This is a genomic window from Methylobacterium sp. WL69 (genome assembly GCF_008039485.1).
In the GTDB taxonomy this organism is placed as follows: domain Bacteria; phylum Pseudomonadota; class Alphaproteobacteria; order Rhizobiales; family Beijerinckiaceae; genus Methylobacterium.
Genome location: NZ_VRUZ01000109.1, coordinates 1 through 12714 on the forward strand (window position 1 = coordinate 1; position 12714 = coordinate 12714).

At 71.1% G+C, this 12714-nt stretch carries 14 protein-coding genes; 1 reads left to right on the forward strand and 13 read right to left on the reverse strand.

The annotated features are described in order from the left end of the window. From ftsZ to FV218_RS19795, 13 genes are all read right to left on the reverse strand, one after another. The coding region (ftsZ, locus tag FV218_RS19735; protein ID WP_246685196.1) for a cell division protein FtsZ at positions 1–1186 on the reverse strand (1186 nt) is incomplete at its 3' end. Positions 1187–1312: 126 nt separating this feature from the next. Then, complete coding sequence (ftsA, locus tag FV218_RS19740; protein WP_147711210.1) at positions 1313–2635, reverse strand: cell division protein FtsA; 1323 nt, start codon at positions 2633–2635, stop codon at positions 1313–1315. Positions 2636–2704: 69 nt separating this feature from the next. Next, positions 2705–3658, reverse strand: coding sequence for a cell division protein FtsQ/DivIB (locus FV218_RS19745; RefSeq protein ID WP_147711211.1), 954 nt, complete (start codon positions 3656–3658; stop codon positions 2705–2707). Next, a complete protein-coding gene (locus tag FV218_RS19750) occupies positions 3625–4548 on the reverse strand; it encodes a D-alanine--D-alanine ligase (RefSeq protein ID WP_147711212.1) in 924 nt (307 codons plus the stop codon). The genes FV218_RS19745 and FV218_RS19750 overlap by 34 nt, the downstream gene beginning before the upstream one ends. Positions 4549–4572: 24 nt before the next feature. Continuing rightward, positions 4573–4779 (reverse strand): type II toxin-antitoxin system HicB family antitoxin, encoded by a 207-nt coding sequence (locus FV218_RS19755; RefSeq protein ID WP_056091362.1) that lies wholly within the window; start codon positions 4777–4779, stop codon positions 4573–4575. Next, complete coding sequence (locus FV218_RS19760) at positions 4779–4976, reverse strand: type II toxin-antitoxin system HicA family toxin (protein ID WP_056089473.1); 198 nt, start codon at positions 4974–4976, stop codon at positions 4779–4781. Before FV218_RS19760 ends, FV218_RS19755 begins: the two co-directional genes overlap by 1 nt. Before the next feature lie 238 nt (positions 4977–5214). Beyond that, on the reverse strand, positions 5215–6153 hold the full coding sequence (gene murB / locus FV218_RS19765) for a UDP-N-acetylmuramate dehydrogenase (RefSeq protein WP_147711213.1): 939 nt from the start codon (positions 6151–6153) through the stop codon (positions 5215–5217). Next, a complete protein-coding gene (locus FV218_RS19770; protein ID WP_082476031.1) occupies positions 6150–6689 on the reverse strand; it encodes a DUF559 domain-containing protein in 540 nt (179 codons plus the stop codon). The genes murB and FV218_RS19770 overlap by 4 nt, the downstream gene beginning before the upstream one ends. A gap of 7 nt (positions 6690–6696) precedes the next feature. Next, entirely contained in the window at positions 6697–8112 is a 1416-nt protein-coding gene (gene murC / locus FV218_RS19775; protein WP_056089478.1) for a UDP-N-acetylmuramate--L-alanine ligase, read from the reverse strand. A 48-nt stretch (positions 8113–8160) separates the two neighbouring features. Next, entirely contained in the window at positions 8161–9270 is a 1110-nt protein-coding gene (locus FV218_RS19780; RefSeq protein ID WP_147711214.1) for a UDP-N-acetylglucosamine--N-acetylmuramyl-(pentapeptide) pyrophosphoryl-undecaprenol N-acetylglucosamine transferase, read from the reverse strand. Then, the gene (locus tag FV218_RS19785) at positions 9267–10433 is read right to left on the reverse strand and encodes a putative peptidoglycan glycosyltransferase FtsW (RefSeq protein ID WP_056089483.1); all 1167 of its coding nucleotides are present in this window, start codon (positions 10431–10433) and stop codon (positions 9267–9269) included. Before FV218_RS19785 ends, FV218_RS19780 begins: the two co-directional genes overlap by 4 nt. A 115-nt stretch (positions 10434–10548) precedes the next feature. Continuing rightward, positions 10549–11139 carry an FUSC family protein gene (locus tag FV218_RS19790; RefSeq protein WP_147711215.1) on the reverse strand — a complete coding sequence of 197 codons (591 nt, stop codon included), beginning with the start codon at positions 11137–11139 and terminating at the stop codon, positions 10549–10551. 19 nt (positions 11140–11158) lie between these two features. After that, on the reverse strand, positions 11159–12265 hold the full coding sequence (locus FV218_RS19795; RefSeq protein WP_147711216.1) for a UV damage endonuclease UvsE: 1107 nt from the start codon (positions 12263–12265) through the stop codon (positions 11159–11161). A 144-nt stretch (positions 12266–12409) separates the two neighbouring features. Between FV218_RS19795 and FV218_RS19800 the strand changes: the two genes are divergently transcribed. Then, positions 12410–12714: hypothetical protein (locus FV218_RS19800; protein ID WP_147711217.1), on the forward strand; the 305-nt coding region annotated here is incomplete at its 3' end.

Here is a 12714-nt window from a genome sequence, read left to right on the forward strand (position 1 = left end):
GCTCGTCGATGCCGCCGGCTGCCGGGGCCTGCGGGTGGGCGGCGCCCAGGGACTGGTTCTGCGCAGCGGTCACGGGCTGGTCTTGTCCTGGGGCACGAAACGTCGGGGCGGGCTGTGCCGCCCGGGCCCTCGCTTCCGCCCGGAGCCGCTCGGCCACTTCCGCGATCCGCTGCTCGGTCTGCTGGATCTCGGGGTTGTTCTGCGAGTGCGCCGTGATCAGGGCCGGCTCGATGCCGGTGGCGACCACGGAGACGCGGATGATGCCGTCGAGGCTCTCGTCGAAGGTGGCGCCGAGGATGATGTTGGCATCCGAATCCACTTCCTCGCGGATGCGGGTGGCGGCCTCGTCGAGCTCGTACAGGGTGAGGTCGTTGCCGCCCGTGATGGAGATGAGCAGGCCGCGGGCGCCCTTCATCGACACGTCGTCGAGGAGCGGGTTGGCGATGGCCGCTTCCGCCGCGCGGTTGGCGCGGTTCTCGCCGGAGGCCTCGCCGGTGCCCATCATCGCCTTGCCCATGCCGCGCATGATCGCGCGGACGTCGGCGAAGTCGAGGTTGATCAGGCCTTCCTTGACCATGAGGTCGGTGATGCAGGCGACGCCCGAGTAGAGCACCTGATCGGCCATGGCGAAGGCGTCGGCGAAGGTGGTCTTCTCGTTGGCGACCCGGAACAGGTTCTGGTTCGGGATGACGATGAGGGTGTCGACGGCGGCCTGGAGCTCCTGGATGCCGGCCTCGGCCGTGCGCATCCGGCGCACGCCCTCGAACTGGAACGGCTTCGTCACGACGCCGACGGTGAGGATGCCCATGTCGCGGGCGGCGCGGGCGATGACGGGGGCGGCACCGGTGCCGGTGCCGCCGCCCATGCCGGCGGTAATGAAGCACATGTGGGCGCCGGAGAGCTGGTCGCGGATCTCGTCGATGACCTCGTCGGCGGCGGCGGAGCCGACCTCCGGGTGCGAGCCGGCGCCGAGCCCCTGGGTCACGCCGAGACCCATCTGGATCACGCGCTCGGCCTTGGACGAGGTGAGGGCCTGGGCGTCCGTGTTGGCCACGACGAACTCGCAGCCGAGGAGGCCCGATTCGATCATGTTGTTGACGGCGTTGCCGCCGGCTCCGCCGACACCGAAGACGGTGATGCGGGGCTTGAGTTCCCGGATGTCAGGTGCCTGCAGACTGATGGCCATGGGTGTCGAGCCTCTCGTGCCTTTCACGTTTCATTTGACGCCTCGAAACGAGGGAGGCGCCGATTTTCGTCTGGCCGTTCGCGCCCACCCCCGATGCCGGGGGTTTGGGGCGCGACGGCGGTCGTTTCAGAAACTTTCCCGCAGCCAGCGCCCGACGCGCTGGATGTAGTTGTCCGTGCCGGTGCGGGCGAAGGCGCCGTGCCCGCGCGGCTCGAAGTGCTCCGCATGCGCCACCTGCGGGTAGACCAGCAGCCCCACCGCCGCCGAGAAGGCGGGTCCCTTGGCCGCCTCGGGCAGGCCGCGGATGCCCAGCGGCCGGCCGATGCGGACCTGGCCCTCCATCACCCGGCGGGCGACTTCCGGCAGGCCGACGAGCTGGCTCGCCCCGCCCGTGAGCACCACCCGGCGCCCGGCCTGGGCCGAGAAGCCGGCATTGCGCAGGCGGTCGCGCACCAGTTCGATGACCTCCTCGACGCGCGGGCGGATGATCCGCACGAGCTGCGAGCGCGGCACGTGGGTGGGGGCGTCGCCCTCGTCCTCGCCGACCCCGTGGACGGCGATCATGTCGCGGTCGTCGGAGGCCGTGGCGATGGCCGAACCGTAGAGGGTCTTCAGGCGCTCGGCGGCCGCGACCCGGGTGGAGAGGCCGCGGGCGATGTCCATGGTGACGTGGTGGCCGCCCACCGCGATGGCGTCGACGTGGACGAGGTGGCCGCCGGAGAACACGCCGACGCTGGTGGTGCCGCCGCCCATGTCGACGACGCAGACGCCCATCTCGGCCTCGTCGTCGACCAGGGCCGACAGGCCCGCCGCGTAGGGGGTGGCGATCACCGCCTCGACGCCGAGGTGGCAATGCTCCACCGCCAACATCAGGTTGCGGGCGGCGGCCGCCTCGCCGGTGACCACGTGGAGGTCGACGCCGAGCGCGTCGCCCATCATGCCGGACGGATCGATGACCGCGCCCTGGCCGTCGATGGCGTAGCCCGTGGGCAGGGCGTGGAGCACGGCCCGGCCGGGGCTGACGCCGTGGGCGGAGGCCGTCTCCAGCACGCGCTCCACGTCCATGCCCGTGACGGTGCCCGTGCGGGTGTTGACCCGGGCCTCGAAATGCTGGGAGCCGATGCGGCCGCCCGACATGTTGACGATGACCGACTGGACCTCGACCTTGGCCATGCGCTCGGCGGCGTGGACCGCCTGGCGGATGGCGCCCTCGGCGGCCTCGAGGTCGACGATGGCGCCGCCCTTGAGCCCCTGCGAGCGCTGGTGGCCGATGCCGATGATGCGGGCGAAGTGGGTGCGTCCGCGTAAGGTGGAAAGGGCCTCGGCCGGCTGGAGCTCGGCGATGAGGCAGACGATCTTGCTCGTCCCGATGTCGAGCACCGAGAGGGTGGTGCTCCGGCGGGCGGAGAGCGGCTTGAGCCGCGGGGTGAGGCCATGCTGGTGGTGCATCGTGCTACCGGGCCGGGAACGGGGAGGAATTCGGCGGTGACGCGGGATGCGCCGGACGGATCGTGCGGCTCATGTCGCGGTTCCCTTGGCCTTCGGCTTCTTCTGTGATTCGGCGCGGGCGGCGGCGGCTTCCTCGGTGAGGCGCACCACCACCCGGTCGGGCATGCGCAGGTCCACCGCGATGATGTCCTTCTCGAGGATGCGGGCCTCGCGCTCGAGGCGCACCAGGCGGGCGAGGGCTTCCGCCGCCCCCGTCTCGGGCAGGCGGATGTCGACGCCGTCGAGCTTCAGCGTCCAGCGCCGGCCCGAGACGTAGGTCCCGGCCTTGACGCGCTCGGCGAGGGTGCCGGCGGCGTCGATGAGGGCGAGGTAGTCCTTGAGGCGCTCGTTGGCGCCCTCGCCCACCACGAGGGGGAGCGCGGCGTAGCGGTCGTCGCGCATCTCGTCGATCACCTTGCCGTCGGCGGCGATGACGGAGATGAGTCCGTTGCGCTGCCACAGGGCGGCGGGCTCGCGCTCGACCTGGGTGATGACGATCTCGTTCGGGTAGACCTTGCGCACGGAGGCGCTGGCGATGAGGGGCACCTGCATCAGCCGCTCGCGGACCTCGTTGACGTCGAGGAACACCACCGACGAGTGGCCGTCGATGCCGGCGGCCTGGAGCACTTCCCGCTCGTAGAGGCGGGCGATGCCCGAGATGGTGACGCGCTCGACGCCGAAGCCGGCCAGACGCGCGAGGATGTCGAAGGGGCGGCCGTTCTCGAGGACGAAGCGCTCGTAGCGGCCGCTGGCGACGAAGCCGGTCAGCGCCAGGGCGGCGAACGACACGGACATCGTCAGGGTGCCGAGGTGGCGCGGGACGCGCCGCTCGATGGGCAGGGCGAGGCGCGAGCGGCGGCCCGGACCCAGGCGCCGCAGGCGTGCGGTCACGGCGTCGCGCAGGGCGCGGGCCGGGGCGAAGCCTGCGCCGCCGGTATGACCCGGAGCGCTCAGCGGCCCAACGTTGCGTCCTCCACCATCCATTGGACGAGCTCACCGAAACTATAGCCAGCGTGGGCTGCGATCTCCGGCACAAGGCTCGTCTTCGTCATGCCGGGTTGCGTGTTGACCTCCAGGACGACGAGGGCACCGGTTCCACCCGGTGTGTCGTCGAGGCGGAGGTCCGCACGGCTGATGCCCCGGCACCCGAGTGCTTGATGCGCCGTTAACGACAACTCTTGGACACGCTGGTAAAGATTTGGTTTAATTTCTGCCGGGAGGACGTGGATCGACCCCCCCTCGGCGTACTTCGCGTCGTAGTCGTACCAGTCCCCCGACGCGGTCCTGATCTCGATGACGCCGAGGGCCCTGTCGCCCATGACGGCGCAGGTCAGCTCGCGCCCGGCGATGTAGGTTTCGATAAGGATTTCATCGCCATAGCCCCAATCCGCCCGGCCGACCTCCCGGGGCGGCGGCGCGCCCGCGTCGCGCACGATGATGACCCCCATGGAGGAGCCTTCGGCCACGGGCTTGAGCACGTAGGGCGGCGTCAGGACATGCGCGCTCGCGGCCTCGTGACGGTTAACGACGCGGCCCTCGGGGACGCTCACGCCGGCCGCCCGCATGATCGTTTTGGCACGTTCCTTGTGCATGGCCAGCGCCGAGGCGAGCACGCCCGAGTGGGTGTAGGGGATGCGCAGGAGCTCCAGCAGGCCCTGGACCGTGCCGTCCTCGCCCGCCGGCCCGTGCAGGGCGTTGAAGGCGACGTCGGGCTTCAGGTCGGTGAGGACCGTGGCGATGTCCGGCCCGACATCGACGCGGGTGACGCGAAACCCCCGGCCTTCGAGGGCCTCGGCGCAGGCGTTGCCGGAATTGAGCGAGACCGGCCGCTCGGAGGACCACCCGCCCATGAGGACGGCGACGTGCTGGGACATGATGTATTCCTCCGATGGCCGCGCTCAGGCGTCCACGTACTCGGCCAGGGATGTCGGCTGCGGGACGGGCTCGCCGTCTTCCTGCAGGCCATCGATATGGAAGCGGATCGCGGTGCGAATTTCCTGCTCGACCGCCGCGACCGTTGCGCCCGTCGCGATGCAGCCCGGAAGATCGGGGACATAGGCGGAAAAATTTCCGCCCGCTTTTTCGATGACGACAGCGTAGCGCATCATGCGTCCCTTTCCTTGAGGCCGGCCTGTTTCAGGATGCTGGCCCGCGTTCCCGGAGCGATCTCGTCCGACATCGCGCCCGCGACGGTGACGCGGCCACGCTTTGTGAGGTGCTTGTACTGGCGGTGGCTACCCCGCGTCGTGACCAGAAACCAACCATCGGCCTCGATCCATCGGATGATCTCACGCACTTTCATGATGGACCATCCGTCGATTCCGATCGCACGCGTGCCCGTTGCCCTTCGGGGGCTTACAATCCAGCGTAATCGGCCTCATCCGCCGGGTCGCCCCATTCGGTGAATGTGACGAACGGGTCCTCAACCGCCGGCAGGCCCGACGGATCGCAGCCTGGAGCGACCGCCGGCTCCGCAGCGACCGGCCGCGAAGATCCAGCCGCATCGCCGTCCAAATCGGGCCGTTCGCGTCCCGCCTCGCTCACGCCACAGCCTCCAAGACGCCAAGGCCGATGCGCTTGATCTCCCAGTGCAGGTCGACGCCGCTGGTCTCGCGCACGCGCCGGCGCACCTCTTCGCCGAGCCCCTCGATGTCGGCCGCCGTGGCGCCGTCGCGGTTGATCAGGAAGTTGCAGTGCATCTCCGAGACCTGGGCGCCGCCGACCCGCAGGCCCCGGCAGCCGGCGGCATCGACGAGCTGCCAGGCCTTGCCCCCGGGCGGGTTCTTGAAGGTCGAGCCGCCCGTGCGCTCGCGGATGGGCTGAGCCGCCTCGCGGGCCGCCGTGACCCGGTCCATCTCGGCCTCGATGGCATCGCGGTTCCCCGGACGGCCCCGGAACAGGGCATGGGTGAAGATCACGTCGTCGGGGGCGCCGCTGTGGCGGTAGGCGAAGCCCATCTCGGCATGGGTGAACGTCCGCCGGCCGCCCGTCCGGTCGACGCCCTCGGCCGCGATCAGCACGTCCGTGGTCTCGCCGCCATGGGCCCCGGCATTCATGCGGAGCGCTCCCCCGATGGAGCCGGGGATGCCGCGGAAGAACGCGAGCCCGTCGAGCCCGGCCTCCGCCGCTGCCTTGGCGAGGCGCATGTCGGGCACGGCCGTGCCGACGCGGAGATGGTCGCCGTCGATCGCCACCGACCCGAAGGCCTTGCCGCCGAGGCGCACCACCACGCCCGGCACCCCGCCGTCGCGCACGATGAGGTTCGAGCCGAGCCCGATCACCGTGACGGGGGTCTCCGGATCGAGGCCGGCCAGCAGGGCGGCGAGATCCTCCGCGTCGGCCGGAGTGAACAGCACCTGCGCCGGACCGCCGACCCGGAACCACGTCAGGTCGGACAGGGGCTGGTTGGCGATGAGGCGCCCGCGCAGGCCGGGCGCGGCCGCGCGGATGGCGGGGGTGAGGTCGGGAAAGGCGGTCATGCGCGTTCTCCTCCTCGCCCCGCTTGCGGGGAGAGGGCTTTGTCGACCTTGTCGTCGGCAAAGCGAGGCGGCAGCCGAGGGTGAGGGGGCGATTCCGGAGGAGTCTCACTCGGAAGCCCCCCCTCACCTTCGCCCTTCGGGCTCACGCCGAACCCGACAAGGGGTTCGGCGTCCTCTCCCCGCAGGCGGGGAGAGGGGGGGAGAGCAACGAGGATCGTCGCGACGATCGAATCGGTCTGTTGCATGATATCGGAATTCCAGAAGCGAAGGATGCGATAGCCTCGCTCGGCGAGCCACGAGTCCCTGACGTGATCGCGAGCGTTCTCCGCATGCTGGCTGCCATCCGCTTCGATGACGAGCCTCGCTTCACGGCAGACAAAATCCACGATGTAGGGACCAATCTGTTCCTGACGGACAAACTTGAACCCGGCGAGGCGTCTGTCCCTCAAACGCGACCAGAGGCGCCTCTCGGCATCCGTTTCCTCACGGCGCAGGTGCCGACGAAAGCGTGTCCGGGACGGGGACGATCCACGCATCCACGTCTCACCCCGCCACACCCCCGAGCGCCGCCAGTTCGCCCGGCAGGGCGTAGGCCCACTGGGTGATGTTGCCGGCGCCGAGGCACACCACGTAGTCGCCGGCCTTGGCGCGGCCGGCGACGATGCCGGCGAGATCCTCCGAGCGGTCCAACGCGATGGCGTCGCGGTGGCCGCGGGATTTGAGGCCCGAGACCAGGCCGTCGCGGTCCATGCCCTCGATGGGGGCCTCGCCGGCCGCGTAGACCGGGGCGACGATGACCGTGTCGGCGTCGTTGAAGCAGGTGCAGAAATCGTCGAACAGCGACGCGAGGCGGGTGTAGCGGTGCGGCTGCACGATGGCGACGACGTTGCCGTCCGTGGAGGCGCGGGCGGCCTTCAGCACCGCCTTGATCTCCACGGGATGGTGTCCGTAATCGTCGAAGATCAGGGCACCGTTCCACTCGCCGGTCTTGGTGAAGCGGCGCTTGACCCCGCCGAAGCCGGCCAGCGCCTTGCGGATCGCCTCCGGCTCGACGCCGAGCTCGTGGGCCACGGCCAGCGCCGCCGTGGCGTTGAGGGCGTTGTGCTTGCCCGGCATGGGCAGGATGAGGTCTTCCATCTCGAGGCGGAAGCCCGGGCGCCGGTCGCGGATCATCACCCGGAACCGGCTCTGGCCGCCGCGCAGGTCGATGTCGATGAGGCGGACGTCGGCCTGCGGGTTCTCGCCGTAGGTGATGATGCGGCGGTCCTCGATGTGGCCGACGAGGTCCTGCACCACGGGGTGGTCGATGCACATCACGGCGAACCCGTAGAACGGGATGTTGTCGATGAAGCGCCGGAACGCGTCCTTGACCGCGTCGAACGAGCCGAAATGGTCGAGGTGCTCGGGGTCGATGTTGGTGACGATGGCGACGTCGGCGGGCAGCTTGAGGAAGGTGCCGTCGGATTCGTCGGCCTCCACCACCATCCACTCGCCCTCTCCCATGCGGGCGTTGGTGCCGTAGGCGTTGATGATGCCGCCGTTGATGACCGTGGGGTCCATGTTGCCGGCGTCGAGCAGGGTGGCGACGAGGGAGGTGGTCGTGGTCTTGCCGTGGGTGCCCGCGATGGCGACGCAGGACTTGAAGCGCATGAGCTCGGCCAGCATCTCGGCCCGGCGCACCACGGGCAGGCGGCGCTCGCGGGCGGCGACGAGCTCGGGGTTGTCGCGCTGGATCGCCGTCGAGACCACGACGAGGGCGGCGTCCTCCACGTTCCCGGCGGAATGGCCGACGAAAGTGCGGATGCCCTTCTCGGACAGTCGCCGCACGTTGGCGTTGTCGGAGGCGTCGGAGCCCTGGACGGTGTAGCCGAGGTTCATCATCACCTCGGCGATTCCGGACATGCCGATGCCGCCGATGCCGATGAAGTGGATGGGTCCGAGCTTGTCGGGCAGCTTCATGGGATGAACCAGTCCAGGGCGGGGCGCCGGGCGCCCGTCGGGTAAGAATCAGGTGCGGGCGGCCGTGGCGACGACGATGTCGGCGAGGCGTTCGGCGGCGTCGTGAAGGCCCGCGCTTTTGGCCGCTGCCGCCGCCGCGGTCAATTTTTCAGGGTTGGTGAAGCGGTCCACGAGTTCGGCCGTGAGGCGGTCGGGCGTGAACGCGCTCTGGGGAATCGCCAGGGCCGCGCCGAGGGTGGCCAGGGTCGCGGCGTTGGCGGCCTGGTCCTGATCGATGGCGCCGGGGAGCGGCACGAGGATCGACGGCCGGCCGAGGGCGGCGAGTTCCGAGACCGTCGAGGCGCCGGAGCGGCCGATGACGAGGTGGGCGGCGGCCATGCGGGCCGGCAGGTCCTTGAAGAACGGCGCCGCCTCGATCCCGCCGAGGCCGAGGCCGAGATAGAGGTTCTGCACCGCCGTCAGGTCCTCCGCCCGCACCTGCTGCACGAGGTGGAGGCGGGCGCGCAGGTCCGCCGGCAGGGCTTCGATGGCTTTGGGCACGACCTCGCCCATCACCCGCGCGCCCTGGCTGCCGCCGAAGACGAGGAGGTGGAGGGGGGCGCCGGGCTCCACGGAGGGATAGGGCGTGGCGGCGGCCGCGATCACCGCCGGGCGCAGGGGATTGCCCGTGTGGGTGCGCGGCGCCAGGGCCTTCACGGGCACGCCGCGCACTTCCCTGAAACCGGTGGCGATGGCCCGCGCGCCGCGCGCCAGGAACGCGTTGGCCCGGCCCATGACGGCGTTCTGCTCATGCAGGACCGTGGGCACCCGCAGGATCTGCCCGGCGAGCATGGGCGGCACGGTGGGATAGCCGCCGAATCCGACGATGGCGGCGGGGTCGATGCGCCTGATCTGCCGGGCGGCGACGCCGAAGCCGCGCCCGAGGGTAAGGAGCGCGAGGCCGCGCTTCACCGGAGAGCGGCCGGAGGGCGTCGCCGACGCGATGGTGACGATCTCGGAGGCCGGAAACCCCGTGGCGATGGAATCGACCCGCGCGTCGGTGGCGAGCACCACCCGCAGCCCGCGCGCGCGCAGGACGTGGGCGAGGCTCTCGGCCGGGAACAGGTGCCCGCCCGTGCCGCCGGCACAGAGCAGGATCGTGGCGGTGGCGACGGTCAACGCATCACTCCGGCGACGGTCGCCGGGGCGGTGCCCGGCGGCTTCTGGCTCAGGGTGGTGGTGCGCGGGCGCTTGCGGGTCAAGGCGACGAGGAAGCCCATGCCCAGCGCCAGCGACAGCATCGACGAGCCGCCGTAGGAGACGAACGGCAGGGTCATGCCCTTGGCCGGCATGAGCTGGACGTTCACCGCCATGTTGATGCAGGCCTGCAGCCCGAACAGGGTGACGAGCCCGGTGATGGCCAACCGCGAAAAGGTGTCGTCCGTGCGCCGCGCGAGTTTCAGGCCGCGCATGACGAGGTAGGCGAACAGGGACACGAGGCCGAGGCAGACGAGGACGCCGAACTCCTCGCCGATCACCGAGAACAGGAAGTCCGTGTGCGCGTCGGGCAGGTGGCGCTTGGCCAGGCCCTCGCCCGGTCCGACGCCGAGCCAGCCGCCGGAATTGAACGATTCGTGGGCCCAGAAGCCCTGGAAGTTGTCGCCGGACTCGGTGTTCATGAACCGGTCGATGCGCTCGCGCACGTGGTACAGGAAGCGGTAGGCGACGCCGACGCCTAGCAGGCCGGCGATCCCGAGGCCGGCGACCCAGAACCAGTGCAGGCCGGCCACGAAGAACAGCGAACACCACACGATGGTGATGAGCATGGTCTGGCCGAAATCCGGCTGGAGCACGAGGGGCACGATGGTGATGGGCAGGAGCAGGATCGCCAGGAGGCCGCCCGGCATGTCGCGGCGCTGGGCCCCCTCCGAGAAGGCCCAGGCGGCCACCACCACGAAGGCGGGCTTGACGAATTCCGAGGGCTGCAGGCCGAAGGGGCCGAACTGGATCCAGCGATGCGCGCCCTTGATCTCCGGGCCGAACTTGCCGGCCAGCACGCACAGGACGACGCCCATCAGCCACGTCGCCAGGGCCACGCGCCGGATGTGGCGCAGGGACAGGAACGACACGCCGACGATGATGAGCAGGGTGGGGGCGAGGTAGAGCGCCTGCCGGTTGAGGAAGTGGAAGGTCGGCAGGCCGATCTTCTCCGCCACCGGCGGGCCACCGCCCATGAGGAAGACGAGGCCCGCCACCATGAGGGCGCCGAGGCCCGCGAGCAGGCCGCGATCGACGGTCCACCACCAATCGGTGAGAGGCGTGCGTTCCGCGCGGGACATCATGGTGAGCGCTCTCCGTGGGGGCCGGGGCGCTCGCCGGAGCAGCCGCAGGCCGCCGGCAGCCTAAGAGCCGGCACGGCGCGATCCTGTGCGGGAATGGTAAACCAATCCTTTGCGATCACACTCCATCCGCGGGATGGCGCATCATCCGCGTCGCCACCCAGCCCACCGCGATGGCGACGGTGACGCCCCAGCCGACCTCGAACAGGCGCGAGCCGAACATCTGCTGGGCGGTGCCGGCATGGGGCACCAGCAGGATGATGGTGGCGGTGACGCCGGCGAGGCGCCCGGCGCTCGCGACGTTGAGGAGCCAGCACGCGGTGAGGGACAGGATGACGGCGACGGCGTAGGCGACGAGGTCCTGGCCGACGGCGCTCAGCACCGCGAGGCCGATGAGGCCGCCCGTGGCCGCCCCCAGGAACTGGTCGCGGGCCATGGTGCGGGTGGCGCGGAACTCCGTCTGCACCACCGCGATGGCCGTGATGGCGCTCCAGAACCCCTCGCGCAGGTTGAGCGCCTGGGTCGGCATGTAGGCGATGAGGGCGGCCGAGGCCGACATCAGCCCGTGCGCGGCCCCGCCGACGAGGCGGCGGCGCAGGGGCAGGCGCTTGCGCAGGCGGGCGAGCTGCTGGCGCAGCCAGCCGATGCGGACCTCGTCCCGCGTCGCCTCGCCCGGCAGGACCGGGGGCTCGCGCAGCTCCTTTTCCATGGGGTTCACGCCCGGGTGCTCAGGCCGCCGCCTGCGTCGCGGCGGCGAGGCCGGGGGCGACCTGCGCGGCGATCTGGCCGGAGGCGGCGTTCTTGCCCTTCGCCTCGATCTCGAAATCCGCCCAGGCGAGGTGGCGGCCGACGAGGGCGTTGACGGCGCGGTTCCACATCATGTCCGAATGGGCCGCCAGGTCCCGCCGGGAATGGCCGGCGGCCGAGAGCGCGGCGAAATCCGGCGCGGCCTCGGGGTCGGCGCCCGCCAGCAGGGTTTCGCGGGAGACGCTGATATGCGCGATGGGCCGCACGCCGCGCCAGGACTCGCGCACCCGTGCGATGCGCGGGTCCTCGGGTTCGATGTACTGGCCGCCGCTTTCGACCCAGTGATGGTGGAGGTCGAACACCACCGGAACGGCGTCGGCGAGCTGCAGCACCGTGTCGAGGCCGAAGCAGTTCTCGTCGTTCTCGACGGTGATGAGGTCGCGCGCGGTCTGCGACAGCAGGGGCAGGCTGGCGCGAAATCCCGCGACGCCGGGGTCGCGGGCGCCGACGTGGATGTTGATGTGCGCCCCGTGCGGGTGCCAGCCGGCGCCGTAGCCCATGAGCGCCATCACCTCGGCGTGGTACTCGAACTCGGCGAGGCCGTTGGCCTGCGCGGCGGGGTTGCGCGAGGCGATGACGCAGAACTGCCCCGGATGGAAGCTGAGGCGGACGCCGGCCGCCCGCGCCAAGTCGCCGATGCGGGCGAGGCCTGGCTCAATGAGGGCGCGCATCCCCGCCTCGGCGTAGAGGTCGCTGGCGATGGGGTGGGTGTAGCCGGGCAGCACGTTGCTCGCCATGCGCAGCAGCCGCTCCAGGGGCGGGCGCCCCGCGACCCAGGCGACCTGCCGCTCCAGGGCCCCGAGGTTGTGGCGCGCGAGGGCCTCGAGCTTCGCCCGGCGGGCGCCGGGGGCGAGGCGGGCGAGATTGGCCATGGTGACGTGGGTGAGATTCATCTCCAGGGCGGCCTCGCGGGCGGCCTTCAGGGTCTTGAAGCTCTCCGGCGGGGCTTCGAGGATGAACTTGCAGCAGAAGCCGAGGCGCGGTTCGCCATCGGTGGTCGGCGTGGGTGAGGGCGGGGTCTGGGTCATCCTGGCCCCAACGCCGCAGGGCCGGTTTGGTCCCGCCCGGCCCGGCGCGCGGCGGCCACAGCCCCCGTGAAAGATGTCGCGGCCACGGCGCCCCGCGCGGACGGGCCATTGACGGGCGGGCGGGCGTCGCCTTTATCCGATGCCATGCACGGAGACCGGCCCAGGGGAGCGAGCCACCGCGCGATCATCGCCGTGATCGCGCTCTACGCCCTGTGCCTCCAGGCCATCCTCGGCAGCGCCGCGACCCCGCCGCCCATGGGCCAGGAGCCCGGCCTGTGCCTGCACGAGGCCGGTGAGGCCGGGCCGGACGCGCCCGCCCCGGTCCACGTGCACCTGTCCTGCTGCACGGCGGCTCCGGCGTTCTCGACCCTCGACCTGCCGCCCCTCGTGCCCACCGTCACCGTCTGGCCCGACCGGCGCATCGCCCCCCCGGCGTGGCGCCCCCATGC

Excerpts from the sequence above, each read along its gene's own strand:
- ftsA (WP_147711210.1), bottom strand. The coding sequence starts at position 2,635 with ATGCACCACCAGCATGGCCTCACCCCGCGGCTCAAGCCGCTCTCCGCC.
- FV218_RS19745 (WP_147711211.1), bottom strand. The coding sequence starts at position 3,658 with ATGGATGGTGGAGGACGCAACGTTGGGCCGCTGAGCGCTCCGGGTCAT.
- FV218_RS19750 (WP_147711212.1), bottom strand. The coding sequence starts at position 4,548 with ATGTCCCAGCACGTCGCCGTCCTCATGGGCGGGTGGTCCTCCGAGCGG.
- FV218_RS19755 (WP_056091362.1), bottom strand. The coding sequence starts at position 4,779 with ATGCGCTACGCTGTCGTCATCGAAAAAGCGGGCGGAAATTTTTCCGCC.
- FV218_RS19760 (WP_056089473.1), bottom strand. The coding sequence starts at position 4,976 with ATGAAAGTGCGTGAGATCATCCGATGGATCGAGGCCGATGGTTGGTTT.
- murB (WP_147711213.1), bottom strand. The coding sequence starts at position 6,153 with ATGACCGCCTTTCCCGACCTCACCCCCGCCATCCGCGCGGCCGCGCCC.
- FV218_RS19770 (WP_082476031.1), bottom strand. The coding sequence starts at position 6,689 with ATGCGTGGATCGTCCCCGTCCCGGACACGCTTTCGTCGGCACCTGCGC.
- murC (WP_056089478.1), bottom strand. The coding sequence starts at position 8,112 with ATGAAGCTGCCCGACAAGCTCGGACCCATCCACTTCATCGGCATCGGC.
- FV218_RS19785 (WP_056089483.1), bottom strand. The coding sequence starts at position 10,433 with ATGATGTCCCGCGCGGAACGCACGCCTCTCACCGATTGGTGGTGGACC.
- FV218_RS19790 (WP_147711215.1), bottom strand. The coding sequence starts at position 11,139 with ATGGAAAAGGAGCTGCGCGAGCCCCCGGTCCTGCCGGGCGAGGCGACG.
- FV218_RS19795 (WP_147711216.1), bottom strand. The coding sequence starts at position 12,265 with ATGACCCAGACCCCGCCCTCACCCACGCCGACCACCGATGGCGAACCG.